The sequence below is a fragment of the Bifidobacterium sp. ESL1130 genome, from assembly GCF_058507935.1.
In genome coordinates this window covers 630,463-654,511 of sequence record NZ_CP196379.1, presented here as the reverse complement: position 1 = coordinate 654,511, position 24,049 = coordinate 630,463, and the positions used below count along the sequence as shown (strand labels likewise).

The 24,049-nt window shown below is 59.7% G+C and carries 19 protein-coding genes and 1 pseudogene; 3 read left to right on the top strand and 17 right to left on the bottom strand.

What is annotated here, in order from left to right; all coding sequences use genetic code 11:
- Window positions 1-63: 63 nt before the first annotated feature.
- From ACSYSO_RS02495 to ACSYSO_RS02415, 17 genes and pseudogenes are all read right to left on the bottom strand, one after another.
- Window positions 64-1,077 carry a prephenate dehydrogenase gene (locus ACSYSO_RS02495; RefSeq protein ID WP_489798861.1) on the bottom strand — a complete coding sequence of 338 codons (1,014 nt, stop codon included), beginning with the start codon at window positions 1,075-1,077 and terminating at the stop codon, window positions 64-66.
- Window positions 1,071-2,252, bottom strand: coding sequence for a prephenate dehydratase (locus ACSYSO_RS02490; RefSeq protein WP_491701930.1), 1,182 nt, complete (start codon window positions 2,250-2,252; stop codon window positions 1,071-1,073). Before ACSYSO_RS02490 ends, ACSYSO_RS02495 begins: the two co-directional genes overlap by 7 nt.
- 21 nt (window positions 2,253-2,273) lie before the next feature.
- Window positions 2,274-2,747: an alcohol dehydrogenase gene (locus tag ACSYSO_RS02485; protein ID WP_491701929.1), complete on the bottom strand. Its 474-nt coding sequence runs from the start codon at window positions 2,745-2,747 to the stop codon at window positions 2,274-2,276.
- A 123-nt stretch (window positions 2,748-2,870) separates the two neighbouring features.
- On the bottom strand, window positions 2,871-3,848 hold the full coding sequence (locus tag ACSYSO_RS02480; protein ID WP_491701928.1) for a sortase: 978 nt from the start codon (window positions 3,846-3,848) through the stop codon (window positions 2,871-2,873).
- Window positions 3,849-3,868: 20 nt separating this feature from the next.
- On the bottom strand, window positions 3,869-5,551 hold the full coding sequence (locus tag ACSYSO_RS02475) for a hypothetical protein (RefSeq protein ID WP_491701927.1): 1,683 nt from the start codon (window positions 5,549-5,551) through the stop codon (window positions 3,869-3,871).
- Between the two features lie 434 nt (window positions 5,552-5,985).
- Window positions 5,986-7,914: a translational GTPase TypA gene (gene typA / locus ACSYSO_RS02470; protein WP_489798869.1), complete on the bottom strand. Its 1,929-nt coding sequence runs from the start codon at window positions 7,912-7,914 to the stop codon at window positions 5,986-5,988.
- A 117-nt stretch (window positions 7,915-8,031) separates the two neighbouring features.
- Window positions 8,032-8,604: an SMC-Scp complex subunit ScpB gene (gene scpB / locus ACSYSO_RS02465; protein WP_489798973.1), complete on the bottom strand. Its 573-nt coding sequence runs from the start codon at window positions 8,602-8,604 to the stop codon at window positions 8,032-8,034.
- 224 nt (window positions 8,605-8,828) lie between these two features.
- A complete protein-coding gene (locus ACSYSO_RS02460) occupies window positions 8,829-9,701 on the bottom strand; it encodes a segregation and condensation protein A (RefSeq protein WP_489798871.1) in 873 nt (290 codons plus the stop codon).
- A gap of 20 nt (window positions 9,702-9,721) precedes the next feature.
- Window positions 9,722-10,561 (bottom strand): ParA family protein, encoded by an 840-nt coding sequence (locus ACSYSO_RS02455; RefSeq protein ID WP_489798873.1) that lies wholly within the window; start codon window positions 10,559-10,561, stop codon window positions 9,722-9,724.
- 91 nt (window positions 10,562-10,652) lie between these two features.
- Window positions 10,653-11,582: a site-specific tyrosine recombinase XerD gene (gene xerD / locus ACSYSO_RS02450; protein ID WP_489798875.1), complete on the bottom strand. Its 930-nt coding sequence runs from the start codon at window positions 11,580-11,582 to the stop codon at window positions 10,653-10,655.
- A gap of 130 nt (window positions 11,583-11,712) precedes the next feature.
- The gene (locus ACSYSO_RS02445; protein ID WP_489798876.1) at window positions 11,713-13,596 is read right to left on the bottom strand and encodes an isopeptide-forming domain-containing fimbrial protein; all 1,884 of its coding nucleotides are present in this window, start codon (window positions 13,594-13,596) and stop codon (window positions 11,713-11,715) included.
- Between the two features lie 125 nt (window positions 13,597-13,721).
- Window positions 13,722-16,418, bottom strand: a complete 2,697-nt coding sequence (locus ACSYSO_RS02440; RefSeq protein ID WP_491701926.1) for a hypothetical protein — start codon at window positions 16,416-16,418, stop codon at window positions 13,722-13,724.
- Between the two features lie 476 nt (window positions 16,419-16,894).
- Window positions 16,895-17,971, bottom strand: a complete 1,077-nt coding sequence (locus ACSYSO_RS02435) for a class C sortase (protein ID WP_489798879.1) — start codon at window positions 17,969-17,971, stop codon at window positions 16,895-16,897.
- Between the two features lie 101 nt (window positions 17,972-18,072).
- Complete coding sequence (gene rplT / locus ACSYSO_RS02430) at window positions 18,073-18,456, bottom strand: 50S ribosomal protein L20 (protein WP_489798881.1); 384 nt, start codon at window positions 18,454-18,456, stop codon at window positions 18,073-18,075.
- 51 nt (window positions 18,457-18,507) lie between these two features.
- Window positions 18,508-18,702, bottom strand: a complete 195-nt coding sequence (gene rpmI / locus ACSYSO_RS02425) for a 50S ribosomal protein L35 (protein WP_489798882.1) — start codon at window positions 18,700-18,702, stop codon at window positions 18,508-18,510.
- 215 nt (window positions 18,703-18,917) lie between these two features.
- Window positions 18,918-19,590 (bottom strand): annotated as a pseudogene (infC, locus tag ACSYSO_RS02420) (translation initiation factor IF-3); the annotation flags it as partial.
- Between the two features lie 1,030 nt (window positions 19,591-20,620).
- Window positions 20,621-20,989, bottom strand: a complete 369-nt coding sequence (locus tag ACSYSO_RS02415; protein WP_489798884.1) for a VOC family protein — start codon at window positions 20,987-20,989, stop codon at window positions 20,621-20,623.
- Between the two features lie 360 nt (window positions 20,990-21,349).
- Here ACSYSO_RS02415 and ACSYSO_RS02410 point away from each other — a divergent pair, with 360 nt between their 5' ends.
- The 3 genes from ACSYSO_RS02410 (at window position 21,350) to gap (ending at window position 23,849) form a co-directional block, all read left to right on the top strand.
- On the top strand, window positions 21,350-22,099 hold the full coding sequence (locus tag ACSYSO_RS02410) for a thiamine diphosphokinase (RefSeq protein ID WP_489798885.1): 750 nt from the start codon (window positions 21,350-21,352) through the stop codon (window positions 22,097-22,099).
- Between the two features lie 75 nt (window positions 22,100-22,174).
- Window positions 22,175-22,732: an arsenate reductase family protein gene (locus ACSYSO_RS02405; protein WP_489798887.1), complete on the top strand. Its 558-nt coding sequence runs from the start codon at window positions 22,175-22,177 to the stop codon at window positions 22,730-22,732.
- A gap of 61 nt (window positions 22,733-22,793) precedes the next feature.
- Window positions 22,794-23,849 carry a type I glyceraldehyde-3-phosphate dehydrogenase gene (gene gap / locus ACSYSO_RS02400; RefSeq protein WP_489798889.1) on the top strand — a complete coding sequence of 352 codons (1,056 nt, stop codon included), beginning with the start codon at window positions 22,794-22,796 and terminating at the stop codon, window positions 23,847-23,849.
- Window positions 23,850-24,049: the final 200 nt, after the last annotated feature.

The window sequence follows — 24,049 nt, the reverse complement described above, 5'->3', positions numbered from 1 at the left end:
CCACACAGGCACGACGCCTTAGCCATATAACGTGCAACGCGGAAGCCATTGCAGAGCCGAACGTTACTGCAGTGCGGAACGTCGCTGTACCAGTAGACCACCGTCCTGATTGAAGCCCACAATATGTTCGCCGGCTCGAGCCAATTCCAGCAGTTGCTCTTGCCAATCGCACCGGTCCACCTCGACCGCTCGGACAGGACCGAACTCCCCCGCTGCCGATTGCGCGCGCTGCCGCGCTTTGAAGTCTCGGAACGGCTGGCCTTGAGCAAAGAATTCAGTAAGGGTCTGGCTCTCGCCGCTTTCCAACGCTTGCGCCACACCGGTAAGCCGGTCGGCCATGGCACGTGCAAGCTGCGCCACGTTTTCACTGTCCTCTTCGATCATGGCGCGGGTTCGATGGGGATCGGTGAGCGCCACACGTGTCATGTCCCGCCAACTGCCGGCAGCCAACGCCACGGCGATATTGCACTCTGAGCTGGAGACCAGAGTATTGACCATGGCAGTGGCCACGGCATGCGGCATGTGCGAGATCATGGCTGCGGCACGGTCGTGGGTGGCATCGTCAAGCACGATGATGCGGTTGCCCACGGATTGCACAACAAGCCGGGCGACCTGCTCGAACCGCCAATATTCGGTGTCCCGGTCAACCGTGAGCGCCCACAAGGCTTCATCGAACAGCGCGGGATCGGCCGCGGCGAACCCGGAATGTTCGTTGCCTGCCATGGGGTGCGCCCCCACATAACAGTCCGCAAGCCCTGCGTCTTCGACCTGCTCGCGCACCTGCCCTTTCACACTGCCTACATCGCTCAATGTGGTGGTCTGCGGGTTAAGCACCGGTTTGAGGGCATGCAACATGTCTGGCATGACGCTGAGCGGATTGCAGAGCATGAGCACGTCCGGCTCCGCCAACGCCACATTCTCGAGCCTGTCCATGCAGTCGATGCCTGCTTGGCGCGCCGCAGCATACGGTTCAGGACGATGATTCCATGCCACCACGCGCACGCCGCGAGCCACGAGCCGTTTGGCCAACGACCCGCCGATGAGTCCCAGCCCTGCAATGCCAACCGTCGTCACCATAACAGCTCCTCCTGCCACTCACTCATGCCCGCATCCGCAAGTCCGGCCACATCATCACCGTGTGCATGTGCAGTGCCGGTATGTTCAGAGCCCTCAGCACTGCCGCGCGCACCACCTTGCGGCAGCATCCACGCGCTCACCGGCGGATTCGGCCGCTCTCCGCGCGGATAGACGGCCAAGGTCTTGGCCCAGTCACCAGCGGAGACGATACGTTCAAGCACACTGCGGAACTGCGGTTGCCATGGCGCCGCGTCGAGGGTGACAATGAAGCTGTAGGTTCCTTCATGACCTTTGATAGGGCGCGAAATGAAGCTGGTCATGTTCAGCCCGGCATCGCGTATGGTATCCAGCAGGTTGGCAAGCACGCCGGGGCCGGTATGCAACGGCACCACGGTGACGACCGTCTCGAAACGTTCCGTGCCTTGAGCACGAACGGCATGCAACCTGGAGATGACCTGCCGACGGGGTGCCACCACCACAAAATCGGTGCGCGCGCCGTCATAGTCCTGCACGCCGGTTTCCAATGTTTCCAAGCCATACAAATCACCGCATATGGACGGTCCCAAAGCCACCTGACCGGGCTTGATGTCACGGCATGCCGCCGCGTTGGAAGCAGCGGGCACAGACGACAGACCTCGACGTTGGGCAAAGTTGGAGCATTGCGCCAACCCGTGCGGGTGGGCACTCACCTCATGCAGCACAGTGCCAGCCGGCGAGGCAGCATGCTGTGCCATGCGATTGTCCCGCAGCGCCCCCTCTTCGGGACGAACGAACGCATCGAAGGTGATATCGATGCCAAGGCGCAGCATGCCGGCAGTGCCTGCCGCGTCGATAAGCATGTCGAGATTGGGCATGACATAGCCTTCGACGTTGTTCTCCAACGCCAGCACACCCCAGCCCTCGCCGTGTTCCACATGTTCCATGATCTGCATGGCAGTGCCGCACGGTTCAGGTTTCAGGTCCTGCTTCCCCAACGCGCGGACGGCTTCGAGCGCCGCCTGATGTGTGAACGAACCTTCGGGCCCAAGGAAATACAACGGTGTGACGGCACGCGATGCGACGGTGCCCCGCACACCCGGTTCCGGCTGTGGCACGTGCGCGGTGTGTGCAGCGCGGTCCGCATGCGCGGAATCGGTCACGTCTGTCATATCTGCCACGTCTGTCATATCTGTCATACGTCTCATACGGTTCTCATCTCATCTTTCCCGCGCGCCCGCCGCACTACCGGAGACAAACCGGCGAGGCACCAGCAGCACCGCCACCTGCACAATGATGGCACCAAACGTCCAGAAATATCCGGCGTTCTGACTGAAGAACGGCACTTTTCCGCCGAAGCCGATGGGTGCGAGAATGTCTCCGGTCACACCGAACAGAAACAGCGCTGACACCACGGACGAGACAATAAGGTGCACCGCCAGGCCAACCGCACCGCTGCGCGCCCGGGCAGCCCATGCTGACATGCCCACTACCGTCAACGCCAACAGCAGGCCGTACGGCACGTTGGCCGAAGCTCCTGCCCGATGCACCAGCGTGCCCACAAACGCCACCGCAGCACCGGCCGCAGCACACACCAGCAGACGAGCCCACGCCGGAATCCTATGGCTCCACGGCGCTGGCTCCTCGTCTTGTGGTACCGCCATATGCCGCACCGTATCCTGAGAAGTTCCCATACGCCAAGTATGCCTCACCGGGTTGTCAGCCATAAATTCGGCACCGGAAAGGCCGCGACGGCGCGTATACGTTCAGCGGCGGCGAGCTCACTTGACCATACGGCATTGCTCGCTACGGTATAGCTAGCTGCGGTATGGGTCACCGGAATGGTAGGCGCGCATGGAGGGAGCACCGATTCGGTCGCATGCCAGAACGGCCAGCCACAGTCCCACAATGGCAAGCAACGCCCCGGAGCGCGTGTTGTCGCGCTGCGAAGACGGCACGCTTGCAGGGGCATTGACCCGATGCCCAGTGACGAGCAGACGAGCGGAGTTGACAAACAGCGGCGTGCAGGTTTCCAGCGTGAGCAGGTCCCGACCGGGCACCGGTTCGAGACTAGCGCCGTCGGTGTTGGCCCCGACTTGGCGCACACTCTCGACGCGATACCACAAATCGCCTGCCGCACCGCCTTTGATGCACAGCAGATCGCCCTTGACAAGCTCGCCCAAACGTATGAAATCACTGAATTCTCCGGCACCACGATGGCCGGAGATGATGGCACGAGTGCCTTTGCCGCCCACGGGCAGCGAACTGTTGTAGAGATGACCTGCGGAACCATTGGCCAAGGCCTCGTCGTCGGCGCCATGGCTGATGGGCATGTCCACACTGATTTTCGGGATGACGATGCGTCCCATCTGCTCGCCCGGCAGCAGATTCTGGTAGCGCGAATCGGAACGTCCTGCCAAATCCGCACCACAGGGAGAACTGGAGGAACGACCTGGAACGACGCCGTTCCCTGCCGCCAAAGTCACGTTGTATCTGTGGGCGTCAGCGACCAAAGCCCGGGCTTCAGGACTGCTGGGATGTGCACCTGCGTCATGTGAGGAGCCAGCGCCATTGAGAGCCGCGGGAGTAAGCCACACCACCAGTGCTGCCGCGCACGCACACACCACTGTGGCCACCCAAAGCAGCGTGTGAGTGCGCGCGGACGCATGCAGCCGTACGCTGCGACGAGCACCATGCGCATGGCGACCCGCTGCACTCGAACGCTTATGGCGCGGCGAGGCAGGCCGAGCGGCGACGCGATCTGCAGCGCCACCCGACCTATCATGCCGTGCCATAACTACCCATTCCTGATGGTTCAGAAGCCCAAGGACTGACCGGAATTCTGGCGCTTGTGGCGCGACAGCAGCGCGGCGAGCAGCACCAGCAGAATAGCGAGCACCACAACGGCCAGCGCCAAATCCTTGAGATACTTGGAACCGGTCTGCGGCAGCTCGGTCAGTGAGGAGATGTTGGCGATGGTGACGAGTGCGTATTTCTCGCCAACCGATGGATCGAGTCTCACAATCAAACTACTTGGGGTGCTGTTTGCCTTGTCTTCGGTGATATTGCCCCTCTGGTCAACATCGAATCCGAATTCGACCGGCACCGGAAGTATGTGATCGTTCCCGGGAACAAACTGAACCAGCTTGTATTTGCCGGTACCGAAGTTGTTGATTTCCGTTATGCCGTTGATTCCGGTGTTCACATACCCGGCATCCGCCTCATCCGTTTCGTCGTAGCCAGTGAACGGGTAAGTGCCATTCTCATCATTGGAGAACTGAGGGACGTACTTGATGTATTTGTTCGTCCCCAAATCCAGCATTTTGAATTGTGCACCAGCCACCGCTTGGTCCTGCTGCGCAAAATCCACAGCCTTGATATCGATGTCGGAAGTCCACAGATTATCGGTTGCCGTGTAATTGGTGCCGCCATTATTAGCACCATAGTATGCAATATTCAATGCACAGTTTATGGCGTCGGGGCTGGCAGCTCCAGCAGCGACAGTTCCGGCGAAGGGACGGTCCGTCAAATTCTTGTAGGTGACGGAAATGTCGATCTTGCGCGAAAGCAGGTTATCCAGCTGGGTTATCGTCGGCTTCCAAGTCACCGACGCACCGCTGTAATCCGCATTCCTTGTCTGATTGATGACCGGCTTGGCATCGTTAATGCTTACAAATTGGCCGGAGTCACCGCGATAATATGCCGTTGCATCCTTGATATCCACATATTTCGGGAACCTGATGGTGGCGGTGATACCGTTTGCCGTTCCTATCGCAGGCGTGGTAAACGTCACGTTCGCCGTATACCGCATACCGGTCGTCAAGGCCATATCGCCAGCCGGGTCGCCCTTCACGTACGTTTTGCGGGTCTGTCCGAAGGGGACATGGCTGATGGTGAGTTGCGAATCAGTGCTCTTCACGGTCACCTGGCCTAGAGGAGACGAGAAACCATTCTCCCAGTTCAGCTGCGTACCGTTATCGTCAACCGTGGTACCTTCTATCATCGGATGGCCTTGGGAGTCGGCGATGAGGTACACGCCTTGAGGCAAGGATACGCTGAGTTTGCTCTGATTGGTGGTCTGCTTGGACAGAGTGGCCGAAGGCGCACCGGACGCACCAAGCGCTTTGCCCAGTTTTGCCGAATCGACGGCACGATCGCTATCGCTTGCCTTCAGTAATTCGCCTACAAAACTGATGTCTTTCGAATGCTGGGAGATGCCGGCCTGCGAGCCGATCCACTGGTCTACAGAGTCGCTGACTTTGTCAACAAAGAGCGACCTCACGGTCTTGGGAGTTGCATCGGTCAGCTCGATGTTGGAGTATGAACCAATCTGGTAAAAGTCAAACGAGTGACCACTCAAGGATTCGCCACCCACGCCGCTGATGGTGAGATTTGGCGTCGCCGAACTGGGGGACGGGGCCGCGCTTGCCGTCACGCATCCTCCTGCAAGCGAGGCGGTAGCTATCAGTGCCGCTGCAGCAGCGCTGAGCCTTTTCATAAGTCGGGATTTCATTGTTCTCCTACTCTTCTCTTGTGCTGACGCCGATACGATCCGGGCCGGATACCGACTTGGCGGCGGAACGATGCGCAGCATGCAACGTGTACCTTACAGCACTACGCACAATAGTGTAGGAAGAAAGCGTTATTTAATTAGTCGCCAGTAAGCTATATGTGTAATTAGTAAGAAAAATCATAGTTCAGAAGTGGTTTTAAAGCAGCTTTCGTACAGTATTTGTCGCAATTCCATTGGTTATTCTATGCATATTTGCCTATTTACTGAGAAAGCCGTCTGCCAGCGTACAGGGGCAAACACAACAAACCGGACGTCATTCTCCACAGCGCACATAGAACCAGGAGTCGCCGTTCACCACAGACAAAAGCGCCGCCCACCTCTACAATAAGGTGGACGGCGCTCAAGCCCGGAGCTGCGGACTACTTGTTCTTAGCGGCGTTCTGGCGGCGCTGCTTGGCATGCCACTTGTACCACTCGTCACGGTTCAGAATCACCTTGCGCACACGCACGGATTCCGGCGTCACCTCAACACACTCATCCTCGTTGGCAAAGTCGAGCGACTCCTCCAAGCTCATCTGGATAGGCGGGGTGAGGGTCTCGAGCACGTCGGCGGTGGCGGAGCGCATGTTGGTCATGTGCTTGGCCAAGGTCACGTTCACATCAAGCTCCTCAGGCTTGTTGTTCACACCGACCACCTGGCCCTCATAGACCGTGGACTGCGGCTGGATGAAGAAGTTGCCGCGAGCCTGCAGGCGCTGCATGGCGTACGGGGTGGCGGTGCCCTGACGGTCGGCGACCATCGAACCGTTCTGGCGGGTGGAAATCTCGCCGGCCCACGGGGCATAGCCCGCGGAGATGGAGCTGGAGATGCCGGTGCCGCGGGTGGCGGTGAGCAGCGCGGTACGGAAGCCGATGAGGCCACGGGAAGGCACGGTGAACTCCATACGCACCCAGCCGGAGCCATGGTTGCTCATCGAGTCCATACGCCCCTTGCGGTCGGCCATGAGCTGCGTGACGGCGCCCATGTACTCTTCCGGCACGTCGATGGTGTCCGCTTCCATAGGTTCGTTGATCTTGCCGTCGATGGTCTTGGTGACCACCTGCGGGCGGCCGACGGTCAGCTCGTAGCCCTCGCGGCGCATCTGCTCGGCCAGGATGGCCAGCGCCAGCTCGCCGCGGCCTTGCACTTCCCAGGCATCGGGACGGTCTGTAGGCTCCACCTTGATGGAAACGTTGCCGATGAGCTCGCGGTCGAGGCGATCCTTGATCATGCGTGCGGTGAGCTTGTGATCCTTGCCCTCGGTGCCGGCGATCGGCGAATCGTTGATGCCGAAGGTCATGGAAATGGCCGGGTCGTCCACGTGAATGAGCGGCAGGGGCTTGGGATCGGACTGGTCAACGATGGTCTCGCCGATCATGATGTCGTTCACGCCTGCCACAGCCACGATGTCTCCGGGACCGGCCTGCTCTACAGGAGTACGCTCCAGACCCTGCGTGCGCAGAATCTCGGTGAGCTTGAAATGTTCGATGGAGCCGTCCACACGGGACAGACCGTACTGCTTGCCTTTCTCCAGCGTGCCGTTGTAGATGCGCACGAGACCCAGACGGCCCAGATAGTCGGAGGAGTCGATATTGGTGACGTGTGCCTGCAGCGCCGCACCTTCCTCATACTCGGGGGCGGGAATGTTGGAGATAATGGTGTCGAAGAGCGGTTCCAGGTCCTTGTTGTCCGGTTCGCCGCCGTCCTCGGGCTGATTGCGCGAAGCGAAGCCCGCCTTGGCCGCGCAGTAGATGACCGGCAGATCCAACAGGGAATCGAGGTCGAGATCCACGCCCTCTTCGATCACATCCTGCGCCAAGCCGAGCAGCAAGTCGGTGGTCTCGGAGACCACTTCGGAGATACGCGCATCGGGGCGATCCACCTTGTTGACGCACAGAATGACGGGCAGCTTGGCCTCAAGCGCCTTGCGCAGCACAAAGCGGGTCTGCGGCAGCGGGCCTTCGGAGGCGTCCACCAGCAGCACCACACCATCGACCATGGAGATGCCGCGCTCCACCTCGCCGCCGAAGTCGGCGTGGCCGGGGGTGTCGATGATGTTGAGGGTGATGCCATCGGGCTCGCCGTACTTCTCAGCCAACGGGCCGTGATATTCCACAGCCGTGTTCTTGGCGAGGATGGTGATGCCCTTCTCACGCTCCAAATCGTTGGAATCCATCACACGATCCGGCACCTCTTCGCGCTCGGAGAACACATGCGACTGCTGAAGCATGGCGTTGACCAGCGTGGTCTTGCCGTGATCGACGTGAGCCACGATCGCCACATTTCGAATATCACCACGTACCGCCATAAAAAGCCTCTCCTACTCACCTGTTCTGATGTTGTTCGGTAACAATCTGACATGCCCTCCAGATGGAAAGCATAAACCTTCACCATGGTAACGAGACATTGTGACAGTTCGCACCATCTACAAGCCCTGAGCGAGCGGATCAACCTCAACGCCGGCCTGATCGAGCACCTCGCCGGCCCGGGGCATGAACGGTGCCAACTGCGGCAGATCATCCAAGGATTCCAGACCCATATGGTCAAGGAACAACGCCGACGTGACCAGCAACGCCGCACGAGAGTCGGGGTCCACACCGGATTCAAGTACCAGCCCTCGCGCGGTCAAGGAGCGAATCACGCCATCGGAGTTGACTCCACGAATAGCGGCCACACGCGCTCTGGTGACCGGCTGCTGGTAAGCGATGATAGCCAAGGCTTCCAGTGCGGCCTGCGACAGTTTTGCGCTCTGCCCATCAGTGACGAAGGAAGAGACGACCGGCTGGAATACCGCCCGGCTGCCAAACTGCCATCCGCGAGCGGAATGCCGCAGCTCGAACCCGTGGAATCCACTGCCCGGTGCGGTGCCGTCGTAACTTGCAGCCAACGACTGAAGCGCCTGAGATACGCGAGCTACCCCCACACCGAGCACCCGTGCCAGATTCTCGTCGCTCTGCGGCTCATCGGCCGCCATGAGCACCGCTTCGAGGCATGCCATGAGACCTCCGGGGAAGTCATCCACGTCACATGCGCCCTCCCCCGCCGACACCCCTCGGTAGAGCACACCCTGCACGCCGACCGTGCCTTGGGCGGCATCACCATCCAAGACATCAGAACCCACGGCGGCAGTACCCATATCGTTGACGTCCGTGTTATCACCGCCGGTGGTATCGCCGTCCATGGCATCACCGTCTACAGTATCGCCCTGTGCATACTCGTCAATCATGAAAAGTCATCCTCACTGATGTCCATCTCAACACCGTTCGTGCCGTCGGTCGCCGAACCGTTCGCCGCACCGTCGCGCGACCAGCGCAGGTGCAGGTCCTCGAATGGACCGTCCTGCCGGTAGCGCAACAATCCCTGTTTGAAGAACAGGAGCAGCGACAGAAACCGAGCCACCACCTCGAGTCTGCTCGCCCCCTGCACCAGCTCGTCGAAGGTGAGCGACTCGCCCTGAGGCAATGCGCGCAGACGGGAACCTACTATGCGTAACTGGGCTTTCAAGTCCACTTTGGAGACGTGGAGCTGCCGTACCGAAACTTGGGGAGCAGGCGCGTTGCGCATCACCTGTGCGGCCAAACTCGCCAACTCTTGAGGGCTCATTGTCCATTCCAGTTCCGGCAATGCGTCCCGGCTTGCCGAATCGAGGGCGGCAGGATGGGCGTATCTGCCGGCATTGCCTTGCATACGCTCACGAAAGTCGCTGGCGGCACCCTTGAACGCGCGGTACTGCACCAGTCTGGCAAAGAGCATGTCGCGTTCACGCAGCGCCTCCAAGCTCTGCTCGTCGCGCTCCTCATCGAGCCCCCCAGGCAGCAGGGCCACGCTTTTGGCTTCCACCAATATGGACGCAACGTCGATGAAGGCACTGGCCTCATCCATATTGCGACTCAGGTCGAGCGAGCGCACGTAGTCAAGAAATTCCTCGGTGATGGCGAACAGGGATATCTGGGTCAGTTCCAGCTTGTTGTTGGCGATCATGGAAAGCAGCGCGTCGAACGGGCCGGCATAAGCTGGAAGATCGACCATGAAGCCGGTGGCATGCTCCTGCGTTCGCAGCGTGCCGTCCGAACCCTGCGAACCATCGCCGCGCATGCTGCCGCCTTCGCTCGAGGTCAGTCGATCACGCCACGGGCGATGAGTTCGCGAGCGGTCTCGCGGTATTCCTTCGCCGTCTTGTGTTCCGGGGCGTAGATGGTGATGGGGGCCGCGGCCACCGTGGAATCCGGCAGCTTGATGGAACGGGAGATAACCGAATGCAGCACTTCGTCGCCGAACGCCTCGTAGATGCGCTGCAACACCTCTTCACTGTGCAACGTGCGGGTATACATGGTGACCAGCACGCCGAAAATCTGCAAGTCAGGGTTGATGCGGCTGCGCACCTTCTCGATGGACTGCATGAGCAGCGCCACACCACGCAACGCGAAGAACTCGGCCGCCAGCGGGATGACCACGCCATCGGCAGCAGCGAGCGCGTTGACGGTGAGCAAGCCAAGGGAAGGCTGGCAGTCCACGATGATGACGTCGTACTCGTCCTTCACTTGGCGCAGCACGCCGGAAAGAATCTGCTCGCGCCCGACCTCGGAGACAAGCTGAACCTCGGCGGCGGACAGATCGATGTTGGCCGGGATGATGTCCAGGTTCTCGAAGCTGGTGTGCTGAACCACGTCGTGCACATCAACCGAAGCGTCGAACAAAGCAGTGTAGATGGTGTTCTCCACACTGTTGGCATTAAAGCCCAAGCCCACCGTTGCCGCGCCCTGCGGGTCGAAATCGACGATGAGCACGCGCCGGCCGTACTGGCTGAGCGCACCGCCGATGTTGATGGAGCTGGTGGTCTTGCCGACACCGCCCTTTTGGTTGCACATGGCAATCACTCGCGCCGGGCCGCGATGAGTCAGCGGCTCCGGCGCCGGGAAGGTCTCATATTCTCGTCCAAGCAAATCGGTAGGCATGCGCTTAGTCTAGCAAAGGGTGTGCTCACCGTCTGGTGCGGCTGGGCACAGCGCCGCACTGCACCCGCAAAACCTGTCGTTACGCACGGCTTCATGCGCGCGGATGCGAAGCAGCATACATCTCGATGAGGTTCTCCGGGCTGACATGCGTGTAAATCTGCGTGGTGGTCACCGAAGCATGCCCCAGCAACTCCTGCACCGTGCGCACGTCGGCGCCGCCTTGGATGAGATGCGTGGCGAACGAATGACGCAGGGTATGCGGGTGGAGAGGCCTGGACAGGTCTGCCCGCTTGCCTGCGGATTCCACCACCTCCCACACCGACTGGCGCGACATGCGCCTGCCCCGCTTGTTCAGGAACACCGCCTCACGCTCCACGGTGGCCTTGCCCCTCCCCTCCAGCACCGCCCGCGCCCGGGAAATATAGCGCTGCAATGCCGAAACGGCGTGGCCTCCCATCGGCACGAGACGTTGCTTCGAGCCTTTTCCGGTCAATCGCACCAACGCTTCGGTGAAGTCGATGTCGGCCAGGTTCGTCCCCACAGCCTCGGAGACACGGCAGCCGGTGGCATAGAGGAACTCCATCAACGCCTTGTCGCGCAGCTGCACCGGGTCGTCGCCCTCCCCGGGGTTCACCGCGTCCATGAGCGCGCTCACCTCGTCGACGGAAAGCACGTCAGGCAGCTTGCCGGCGGACTTGGGAGCCTTAATCTTTGCCGATACGTCGGCCTCTACAACGCCTTGGGAGAGCGCGAACTTGTGGAACTCGTGGATACTGGCCAGATGCCGAGCCCTGCTGTGCCCACCTTTGCCCTGCTCATCGAGTACGACCATGTAGTTTTCGATGTCGCGGGCGTCCACGTCACTCAGTTTGTCGATGCCGCGATCCGCCAGCCAACCGGTGTACCGCTGCAGGTCGGCGGTGTAGGCCTGCACGGTGGCGGCTGCAAGTCCTCGCTCCACACCGGTATGGGTGAGGAATTGCTCAAGCAGCCCGGCGTATGCGCCTGCTGTAACACTCATGGTTGTCATCGTAACATTGCCGATCGGTACACACGACGAGGCGGCGACACCGCATGTGCAGTGTCGCCGCCTCCGGAAGGGCTTGGGAAACGCCGCTTGCGCCACGTTCCCGTCAGCCCTCATATGCCGCTCAGGCCTCTTGACTCAACGCCTTTTCGCCACGACGGGTGAAGACGTAGATGGCGCCTGCGCCCATGAGCAGCACGGCAATTGTGAGACCTGCCACAATCACTCCGGCACCGCCGGTCATCGGCAGCTGGGAGAAGGATGTGACCTCACGAACCTGGATGACGTGGGTCGCGTTCTCGGCTGCTGTCCAAGTGCCCGCGGTGACCAAGCTCCAATCATCAGTGGTGTTGCTGTAGGCCGGAGCCTCGAGCGTGTTCGGCGCGTCGGTGCTGATGGTCACGTGGAAGGTGGACTTCCACGCGGCACCGAACCCGGCGGGAACCTCGGTCTGCACTACCTTGTAGGTACCGGCGGCAAGACCGTCGACGTGCAGCTGGCCCTTGGCGCGGGAGGCGCGGGTCACACCGTCGGAGGGGTGCAGGTCGGCAGTGGCGTTGGTGTTGGCCTGGTTGGCTGCCTTCTTGTAGTCTCCGGTGGCGCCGTCACGCAGGAACTTGACGGTGGTTCCGTTGGGATCGACCACTTGGAAGGTGCCTCCGACCAGCTTGTTGTTGGCATCGGACTTGGCCACGTTCTCGAGGGTGAAGCCGTAGAAGTGGATCTTCACCTGTCCGTCGGGGTCGTCCCTGTTGTCAACGGTGCCCACGGTGCCGCCGTTGCCGTCCACGTCCGTGGGCTGGTTGGCGGAATCGTTGGAGTACTCGAGCATGATGCCGTTGCCGAGGTTGGCCGGGTCGGCCTGGTCGGTGACCTGCATCTTGTAGTCCACGCGAATGGTCTGGCCGTAGTGGTCCGGGTTGAGCTTCACAATGCCGCGGGAGAGGTTGAAGACGATGTGGTCGCCTTCGGCCGCAGGAGCGGTGACGGTGTAGTCGGTGCCGGCAACCAGTGTGGTTTGCAGCGCATTGACGTCATACACACCCACCGTCACGGACTCCGGGTCGAACTGCAGGCCCTTGGTCGGGGTATCGGTGAGTTGGTACTTGTAATACGTGAAGCCAGTGGTCAGCGGGACGCTGCCGGTGATGCGGAAGTCGAGCATGTCGCCGATGGAGGCGGAGCTGTCCTTGGCGGCGGAACCGTTGGAAATCATCTCCTTCTTGACGATGGGGGTATCGCTCTTGAGCGATACCACGCCGAGGGAAGGCTCGCCGTTGCCGCCGAAGTCGTCGTACTCCGTGTTGTCGCCGAGCACCTTCGTGCCCACCAGCATGGGGATGGCAGCCGAGGTGTTGGTCGCTCCCACCGCCGTGTTGCCGGCGTCACCGGTGGTGTCGATCACCAGGTACATGCCCATCGGCAGTCCGGAGAAGACAGCCGTTCCTGCGGCGTCGTCGGCACCGGTAGCCGTGACGGTGGCCACCGGGGTGGTCGCCTTGTTCAGTTCCGCCTTGAACCCTGCGGTTCCCACCAGGTTGGTGACGAACTTACGCAGGTCGCCGTCCCAGGCCTTGTTGTGGTTGTTCGAGGTTTCGTCGGAGTTGCCTGCCACGGACTCGGAGTGGAAACCGAGCCACTTGTTGGCCACCGCACCGAGCGGGTTGCCTTGGAACTGCGAGGGCAGTGCCTCTCCACTGACCGTCGTATAGGCGTCGGTCATTTCGGTGAGCAATGCGGAACGGTTGGAGGACACGTTCACGGACTTCAGCGCAGGGCCTTCATGCGTCGCGCCACCGTAGGTGGACAGACGCACCGCCTTGAACTGGTGCTCGCGCAACGCCGAGTTCGTGCCGTTCACGGTGATGGTGGTCGAGTTGGCTGTACCATCGGCCAACACAACCTGTTCTTCGGCCGCCGAAGCCGCCGGTGCAAAGGCGAGCAGCGTAGCAGCTGCCGCCGCGATTCCTACGAGAGCCTTGGCTCCCTGGCTTACATACCTGTTCATTTTCTTATCTCCTTCTCATTAACGCATCATTGGGTTTCACATCTTGTTGGGTCACCCCGCCGGGCTTCTGCAGAATCTCCGCAGTCGCTTGAGACGGTCGAACCGCTGACTGGCTATCGCATTCATCAGGCCTCCACCGCCTTTCCGGATTTGGTGTATCTCGCTACAAGCGTCTGTGTCATGGATCCCGCGGAGAGCAGCGCCACCACCAAGCAGGCCACCAGGCCCATCAGGTTCTGCGGCCGGTCTCCGGTCATCGGCATCTGACGTATCGGGGTGATGAGATTGAGGTCGAAGTCCACGGTCACCGACTCGTTGGTTTCGGTGTCGTCCGACTTGAACTTGGTCAACCCCGAGGTCATGCCGTTCGGTACCGCGAACGACCAGCTGCCGTCTGCCGCCACCGTGGTGGTTCCCGTGCTGCCGTTGGGCCAGATGACCGTGATGACGGCACCTTGGTCACCTTCAGTGCCTTCCGGCAGGCGGTAGGCCTTTCCTCCCACCTTGGCGTTGGCACCAGTGCCTTCCAGCGCGACGTCCGCAAAGTGCGAAGGCGTCATATCGATCGTGCGCACCGTGGTATCGGTGGACCATGCGGACTGCATATTCTGCGGATTGGTGAGGATGGCACGAATCACGTACCGCTCCCCCACCTGCCGTTCGGCGGTGAATTCACTTGGCGTGGCCGAGCAGGTCCACGGCTGGTTCTCGCCGGCCGCTGCGAACGTATGGTCGCATTCGGCGAGCAGATCGCCCGGGGCGGGATCAGCCTGCGGCTGCACCGCGGTCCTCGCGCCCCTTACGGACTGGGCGTTCGCGGCAGCCTCATGCTGCGCGTAGACACTCAGCTTTTCGCCGGGCTGATAGGTGGTCGCCGTGCCATGAATCTTCACCATGGATCCTGCGGGCAGCTCTCCGTTGACGGTGCGCGGCACCTCCACGGAACTAACCACGGGAGCAGGGCTGACCGGAGCTGTACCCAGCCGGACCGGCTTGATGTTGGAGAACTTCGAAGCCAGCTCGTATCCGCTGTCGGGCTCGACTTGCCAGGCGTGGTAGCGCTGCGTGTATTCGCCGACGCCGCCAGGGTTGGGGTTGGTGTCAAGCATGTCCTGGAACTCCCAGTCACCGTTCGAGTTCACCAGTGCAGTGCCCACGAAGCGGCCTCGCGTGCCGACGTTGTCCGGATCGCTTTCACTGATGATGTGCCCGGGTTCTTCGGCGTAGAGATGCACGGTGTAGCCGGGAGTGCCCCTGCCTTTAAGCGTGGGGTGCTCGAGGATTTGCGCGTTGTCGTCCGGCTCGTCGATGGTCGGAGGCTCAGGAGCCGGCACCGAGAACTTGTAGAACGCGGTGTTCACGTCCCAGCCCTTGTCCATGATGGCTTGGGCCTCACTCTGAGGCATGCCTGCCGTCACACCCTTGGCAGCGGCGGCCTGATCATAGAGCGGGTTGTATGCATCTTTGTAGGGAGCAGCGGCACAGTTTCCGATGGAATCGTCTTTATTGGTGGTAACCGGCCACGTGACGAGTTTGAAGTAGCCGTCAAGGCTCTCTTGGTCATCCTTGGCTTTCTTGAAGTCGATAGAGCCATCTGCCTTCTGCGCCGGCATCAGGTTGCCATCGGCATCCGTGGCCATGAGGCTGTTGGAACTCGGGTGTTGGAAGTTAGGCCAGCTATTCGTCGGAGCAGGAGCGTTAAACGAGGAATCTTGCCCCAAAGTGCCGTTGCCGGTCACATCCTTCTGCCCGGTAACCAACTTGGCGGTAGGCGTCAGATCCCTGACCGGCACCCAGTCCTTGCCGTTTGCCAATCCCAACCACTGGAAGTAGTAAGATGTAGTCTTCTGACAAGGCGCATTCAACCAAGCAGGATTGTTCCAGTCCAAGAAGAAGGAATAGGGCGGGGCCGTGCCTTCGGGAGCGTTCTCGGCAGTGTAGGTTTGATTCCACTCGTTTTTTACACCCGCGAATCCATAATCTGTAACCAAGCCCCAATTGGACTGTCCATCACTCCAAAGCGTCGGCTTATCGTCATAGCCCACGAAAGAGCGCGGCCCATTGCCGTACTGGGTCGTTCCAGAGGGCGTTCCTAAGCCGGAGTAAGCTCGAACAGAATAGCCGGCAGCTATGTTGACTCTGGGAGCACCTGACGAGAAGTCCCCGCTTATGCTGGTTCTAGGTTTGCCGGTATCTACGAACACATACTCCGGTATGGCTGTGCCTCCGAGAGTGGCGCCGTTGTTCACATTCAGGAACGCTCTGTCACCAACGGCAGAGATTGACAGATAGTCGTAGTCTCCCGAAGCGAGGATGGAATGGATGGTGAAGACTTGAGAGGTATTCTCAGCCCATTTCACAGCGCCCGCCTGACCGTTGGCCGTGTTCAGATACGTCAATGACGTTCTATTGGGGTTGCTGGGGTTGAGGTTTGACGCATCAGGATAGAAGTTGTAGAACATCTGAATCCCACAGCTACGAGGCTGACTCACGTCAGCCCCGCTGGCGCACTGCGTAGGATTGTCGATGTTTACCTGGTCATGGGCCACTCGCACCATGAAATCCATGCGAAACTCGTCAAGGCGCGTATCCATGCGGTTGGTGTAGGCCAACATCTTGAAGAGCTTCGGCGTGTAGTCAATTGCCTGCGACCCGACGCCCTGCGCCGCGATCGACCCTTGTGCGCCTGCAGCCCCGCCGGCTTCGGGCTTGTCCGCCCAAGCGACAGCCGGCAGGCCTACCGCGCCGCAGAGCGCGATGACACTGGCCGCAGCAAGCGCGACCAGGCCCCTATGCACCCCGTGATTTCGGTTCCCTATCATAAGACCCACCTCCTAGTGTAGCCAGCCGAACGGCTTATTGACCAACACCATCGGGCTGATAGTTACATAGTAGACCTTGTGAACTGCATCACTAAACAAACCTGACCATTTTGCGCAGTTTGAACTGTATTTTCGTTTCCTGCACTACTTTTAGCTAGTAATAAATCAGTATTATTCCCACTGCTGCCTGATTTATCAGGTATTTCTCAGAAAACAGCAGAGCTACTCAAAAGTTATGTCCGCAGCTTAATATAGGCAACTTTTTGCATAGTATAAGCAACTTCACGCAAGAGCCACTTCGCCCGTGCACCAGCCGGTGCCCCCGTCAGCACCAGCCATCACACCACCGCATCCATCACGCCAGTAGCAGCACCAGCGGCACTGGCAGCACCCTTGCATAACCAGAACCGTCACATCTCATGCCCACACCGGCAGAGCCGCACGCACGCCCCCTGCTCAAGCTCAGGAATCACATCTCACCCTGCCTGCACCGGCAGAGCGTGGCGCACCGGCCAACGCCTGCGGTTGTGCACCGCCACCACCGTGACCCCCAGCAACGCCAACGCCACAAAGGTCACCGCCGACACCATAAGCGCGTCACCGTTCGCATCTCGCAGGTAGGGAATGTCCTCAGGAATCGGACGGCGCTCAGCAGTGAACACCAAACGGTGCGTGTTGACCCCGTAGGGGGTGCAGGTCATGAGCGTCACCAAGTCCTTTCCCGGCACCACCGTGTACAGGTGTGTGTCATCTGGATCCACCACGTTGATGGCGGCAATGCGGTAGCCCATGGTGCGGTCGAGCGTTTCGATATAAAACACATCGCCTACTTCCAGCTCGTCGAGCCTGGTGAACAACAGAGCATTCGGGCGTCCTCGGTGACCGGTGAGCACGCTGTTCGTGGACGCACCGCCCACCGGCAGACTGGTTCCATACAGATGCCCGGCACCCTTGTCGAGCACAGTATCGGAAGTGCCGTGATAAATCGGCAGTTTCAGCGAGATTTCAGGCGCTTCTACCACACCCATCACACCTGCGCCCTCGTTGAGCAGGCTCTGATACTCACGATCCGTATCGGCCTTGGTCGGAGTACGGTCGCTCTTGGATTTATGGCCGCTTTTGCCGTTGTCTTTTGCGGACAGGAACGGGTCGGGGAACTCTCCCATGAATTGCTGCCCCGAAGCGGCAATGGCCGCGTTGTAACGTTCCGCCCGGTTGAATTCATCGGCGATTTTGCCCTGAGGCCACTTCTGCACGCGGCTCATGGCCGCGATGGCTTCGGCCTCCTGTTTACGTGCGTTCAGGTATTGGCTGGTGGGCAGGTACAAAGCCAGCCCCAGTGCGGCGAGCAGCAGGAATACCATCACGCCTTTGGCTGCGGTAATGACCCTGCGCCGGCGCAGGACGGCAGCGAAATGGTCGAATCCATCCTGCATGACCTGTACGAACGAGGGCATCTCAATGCGGCCATCCGACGCATCACTTCGTCCGTTCGAAGGCCGAGGCAGTGGCTCAGCCACCGTCTCGCTTCGTTGCTGCCCCTTCGTGTTCATACTCACACCATAGCACTCCTCAGCCGTTCACCTATAGCAAAAGGACCCTGTGCATAAGCGCAGAGTCCTTTACTGAGGCGGAAACCGCCTTACAAGATGGTTCAGGCAGCCACCGGAGCGTTCACATCGGCGGGCAGCGCAGCCTTGGCCTGCTCGACGATCAGGTTGAACGTCGCCTCGTCGCTTACGGCCAGCTCGGCCAGAGCGCGACGGTCAAGCTCAATGCCAGCCAGCTTCACACCCTGCATGAAACGGTTGTAGGTCATGCCCTGAGCACGAGCTGCAGCGTTGATACGCTGAATCCACAGCTTGCGGAAATCTCCCTTGCGAGCCTTGCGGTCGCGGAAGTTGTAGTTGAATGAGTGCAGCAGCTGTTCCTTGGCCCTGCGGTAGGAGCGCGAACGCTGGCCGCGGTAGCCCGAAGCCCTCTCCAGAACGACGCGACGCTTCTTATGCGCATTTACCGAACGCTTGACACGTGCCATAACTTTTCCTCCAAATATAAAACGTTAAATATTACCTGCGGCAGGTCGCGTTCAGCGATTCAGCAGCTTCTTCATGGTCTTGCTCTGTGCGGTGGGCAGCACGGAGTCGCGGGACAGGTCGCGGCGCTTCTTGGAAGACTTGTGCTCCAGGTTGTGGCGCATGCCGCCGCCGGCGTGCATGATCTTGCCGGTTCCGGTAACGCGGACGCGCTTCTTGGCTGCCGAGTTGGATTTCATCTTTGGCATTGCTGCCCTCCTTGTCAATGGGTATCAACTGATGACGCCCTGTGCTTAGACATACCGCCGAAGCACAAAGTTCTGTGTTATTCCGCCTTGGTCTCAACACTTGCCGGTTTGGTGGACCCAGCAGGCTTGGCCGAAGCTTTCTTTGCGGCTGGTTTCGCCTTATCAGCAGAACCTGCCGGCTTCTTGGTATCGGAAGTCTTTGCGACGGGCTGAGCTTCGGCCTTCAGAGACGCACTCGCCTCTTGCGCCTGAACCGCTTGGGACTCCTGCTTGGCCTTAAGTCGTGCCGCCTGTCGAGCTTGGCGCTCAGCGCGCGACTCAGCACCGCGACGGCGCTGCTCGGACTGAGTGTGTACCTTCTTGCCCTTGGGCGCCAACGTCATCATGATGTTGCGACCCTCCTGCTTGGGGTAGGACTCGACAGTGCCCAAATCAGTCACTTCGTCAGCCAAGCGCTGCAGCAGTTCCACACCGCCGATGGGGCGTGACTGCTCGCGGCCGCGCAGCATGATGGTGACCTTGACCTTGTCGCCGCCTGAAAGGAAGCGGGACACATGGCCCTTCTTCACTTCGAAGTCATGCTCGTCGATCTTCAAGCGGAAACGAATCTCCTTGATTTCGGCCGAGCTCTGGTTACGACGCGCTTCGCGTGCCTTGATCTTCTCGTTGTACTTGTACTTGCCGTAGTCAATGAGTTTGGCGACCGGAGGCTTCGCGTTCGGAGCCACCTCAACCAAGTCGAGATTCGCTTCCTTCGCCAAGTTCAGCGCCACGGAGGTCGCGATGACCCCCACCTGCTCGCTGTTCGGGCCGATCAGGCGGACTTGGGAGACGCGTATCTCGTCGTTAATGCGTGGTTCTGTGCTGATGATGAACTCCAATCCTTATTCGCTCTCGCGAGCGCGCTGCTGCATACCGTAACGATGAGTTCAAACACAAACCAGTCTCAATCTATCCATGAGACATATTTGCCTGCGCCATAACGGCGCGACATATTGACACAACAGGCCATATGCCTTGAACCCGAAGCTACGACAAGCTCCCAGGTGGGGCGCACCCACTTTCTTGATTGCTCAAGCTACTTGCCATTATACCAACCGCCCGGACATAGCAAGAACGGCCGTTTCACGGCGGAACTATCCAGCCACGTAGCCACGCATACAAGCCACCACGCAACCACCCCAACCACTCCAACCACCAAATCACGCAACAAAACCGACACTGAATGCGAATAAGCGACGGTTCTGTTGCACAATCACTCAACAACGCAACCAAACCGACGCTAAACACACGTAAGCGACGGTCTAGTCGCGATTAGCATATGCCACGCTACAAAACCGACGCTGAACACGAGTAAGCGACCGTTCAGTTGCGCAACCACCAAGTCACGCAACACAACCGACACTGAGTATAAGTGAGCGACGGTCCAGTTGCACCGACGCACACCGCACCACAAAACCGACGCTGAACATGAATAAGTGACCGTTCGGTGGCGCAACCACACAACCACGCAACACAACCGACACCAAATTCCTACAAGCGACCGTCCAGTTGCACAACCACCAAGTCACGCACCGAAACCGACGCTGAATACGAATAAGCGACGGTTCAGCTGCGCAACCACACAACCGCGCAACACAACCGTCGCTGAGTATAAGTAAGCGACCGTTTAGCTGCGCTTAGCGTATGACGCGCTACAAAACCGTCGCTCACATGGATATGCCGCCACAACTGGCCCCTCAGTTACGACCGCTGACCTCAGTTACGACCAGCGACCCTAATTACGACTCGCGTCCTCAGTTACAGCTGTTGTCCTCGATTACGAGTTACGACCGGTGACCCCAATTACGACTGGTACCCTCAGTTACGACCCGCGACCTCAATCACAAGTTATGACTGGCGCCCTGAATCGTCGAGATTACTTGTCGAAGACTGCTTCGATGTTGTTGCCATCGGGATCAAGCACGAACGCGGCGTAATAGTTGGGACCGTAATCGGGGCGCGGACCAGGCTCACCGTTGCTGGTGCCACCAGCGGCGAGCGCTGCATCATAGAAGGTCTGCACCTGCTCCTCATTTTCAGCAACGAAAGCGAAGTGGCCGGGAGCTGGAACGACACCTTGCTTGGGCGCTGCGATCCACACGCCGTCGTGGTCACGCATGTCAGCAAACATGGAAGTTCCAGGGAATTCAACTGCTTTGACATAGCCGAGCGGCACCAAAGCAGCCTCGTAGAAGGCGGCTAGCGCATCGTGATTATTGGTGGCGATGGTAAGGTGATTAATCATGTTCTCTCCTTGGAAGGTAGGCGGCCGCAGCCGTATGTACCGGACATATTAATGTGTGCCCTACACCACAAATCTCGTTCAGTTTGATAGTCATTTTGATAGTCAGTTTGATAGAAAGACGGCAATCCTACAGCTCGATGGGAAAGACCACACCGCAGCAGGAACGCTCACCCGAAGTATCAGGAACGCTCATCCGAAATAGCAGTTGACCTGCAACCACGCCGTCGTCATCTACACCGCACAGGAACGCTCACACGTCAGAACAAACAAAACCCGACAGACAGCAAAACACCCACTCCATTAAGATACGCATAAGATATGTCTGACAAGTCCAGACAACGCACGCGCTACAGTAGGGGCATGAACAGCACGTATGATTGCGTCGTTTTTGCGGCGGGTGAATATTACGGCAACGAACCGGGCACTGCCGAATTGCCCGACGAATGGCTGGTCGTGGCGGCGGACGGCGGTGCCGCCCATGCCCGAGAGCTGGGCGTACGACCGGACATATTCATTGGCGACTGCGACTCGTACCCAGGAGGCGCAAGCTCAATAGATGCCGACACGATCATCACTCTGCCTCCCGAGCATGACGACCCGGACATGCTCTCTGCACTCAAAGCAGGTTGGAGCCGCGGGGCTCGGCGCTTCCACATATACGGCGGTCTTGGCGGACGTACTGACCACGCCATTGCGAACATGCAACTGCTTGCCCTGCTGGCACAGTGCGGCGGTATCGGGTTCCTGCACGGTCGGGACGACGTGACCTGCGCCCTGAGCGACGGCACGCTCAGCTTCCCCGCCACATCCCATAGCCAGACCGGTATGGTGTCCGTGTTTCCGCACGGCGGCACCGCACGCGAAGTATGCGAAACCGGCCTCAAATATGAGCTGAGGAACGCCTCTTTGGACAGTGCCGCAGTGCAAGGAGTAAGCAACGAATTCGTCGCAGGACGCGCAGCCGACATCACCGTCGGCCATGGCACACTTCTGGTCGTCTTCCCGGCGGGCGCTCCCCTGCCTGGCGTTGCCACCGAACGTGAAATGCCTGAATCCTTGGGGCCGCTCGACACCACGGTCACATCCGCCTTGGCACCCTCGCCACGCTGACCTTCTGCACAATCGATCGCACGCAGCAGCGACACGACATTGTTTCGCAATCCCGATCCAGAAAGGACATCATCAATGACATCCGCACACACCGATTCGCGCGACATCACACAGCGCGATGCTGCACCACAACACAGCGCAGCACCTCACCGCAACGCAGCACAGCAACCCACCGACACAACGCCTCACACCGCGCAACCAGAGCAACCAACACAACCAACGCAGACAGCTCAGACAGCCGAACAACCGGCCGGCAGCGAGGCGCTGTTCCTGTGTTACCAGCGTTGCACCACCTGCGCCAAGGCCCGACGCTGGCTCAATGAGCACGACGTGGCGTTTCGTGAGCGTGACATCAAGAGCGACCACCCCAGCTACGAGGAACTGAAGGAATGGCACCGGCTCAGCGGTTTGCCGATCCGCCGGTTCTTCAACACATCCGGGCAACTGTACCGCGCGATGAACCTCAAAGACAAACTCCCCGAGATGAGCGACGACGAAGCCTTGCATCTGCTGGCAAGCGACGGCATGCTGGTCAAGCGGCCGATAATAGTGAGCGCTCACAATATCTTGGTCGGTTTTACGCCGAATGACTGGGCCGAGGCCCCGCTCGGTACAGCAGCCAAGCTAAACTAGGATACGTTGGCAAAGAACGGTCGGGACACGTTCGCCCCGGCCATACCCAAGGGAGAATTACATGACTGTAAAGATTGGTATCAACGGTTTCGGCCGTATCGGTCGTCTTGCTTTCCGTCGCATCTTCGAGCTGCAGGCTCGCGGTGGCGAAGCCGGTGACATCGAGGTCGCGGCAATCAACGATCTGACCACCCCGTCCATGCTGGCCTACCTGCTCAAGTACGACAGCACGCAGGGCACCTTCCGTCACGACGACGGCACCCCGGTCGAGGTCACCTCCACCGACGACGCCATCGTGGTGGACGGCAAGGAATACAAGGTCTACGCCGAGAAGGATGCCCGCAACATTCCGTGGGTAAAGAACGATGGCGTGGAGTTCGTACTCGAGTGCACCGGCTTCTACACCTCCGCCGAGAAGAGCCAGGCTCACTTGGATGCAGGCGCCAAGAAGGTTCTCATCTCCGCTCCCGCCAAGGATGCCGAGACTCCCACCATCGTATACGGTGTGAACCACGAGACCCTCAAGGCCAGCGACAACATCGTCTCCGCCGGCTCCTGCACGACCAACTCCTTGGCTGCCATGGTGCAGCTGCTGGACAACGAGTTCGGCCTCAAGGTGGGCTACATGACCACCATCCACGCCTACACCGGCACCCAGATGCTGCTTGACGGCCCCCGCTACCCCAAGGGCCGCAACAACCGCGCCGCCGCCATCAACACCATCGAGCACTCCACCGGCGCCGCCAAGGCCATCGGCAAGGTCGTGCCCTCCGTCGAAGGCAAGCTGCAGGGCCATGCACAGCGCGTGGGCGTTCCTGACGGCTCCCTGACCGAGCTGACCTCTGTGCTCAACAAGGAAGTCACCGCCGACGAGATCAACGCCGCGTTCAAGAAGGCCTTCTCGGACACCGAGTACTACGGCTACAACGAAGACGGCATCGTCTCCTCCGACATCATCGGCGACACCCACGGCGGCGTCTTCGACCCCACCCAGACCGATGTGAACACCGTTGACGGCACCACCCTGGTGCGCACCGTCGCCTTCTACGACAACGAGAACGGCTTCACCTGCAACATGATCCGCACGCTGCTCTACTTCGCAGAGCTCTCCAAGTAAGACTCGCCTAGCAGGCACAGACGGCGCATGTCAGCAGATGACATAGCTCGGATAGGCTCCTTCGGTTTCCCGGAGGAGCCTTCTTCTAAGTCAGAACTCAAGACAATCCAACATTCATGTGAATATAGCATCTACTTCCACAGCGTCAACTACGATTTTAACGGTCAAGCTGCGGACTACATCGCTCATGCCGCGTTCGT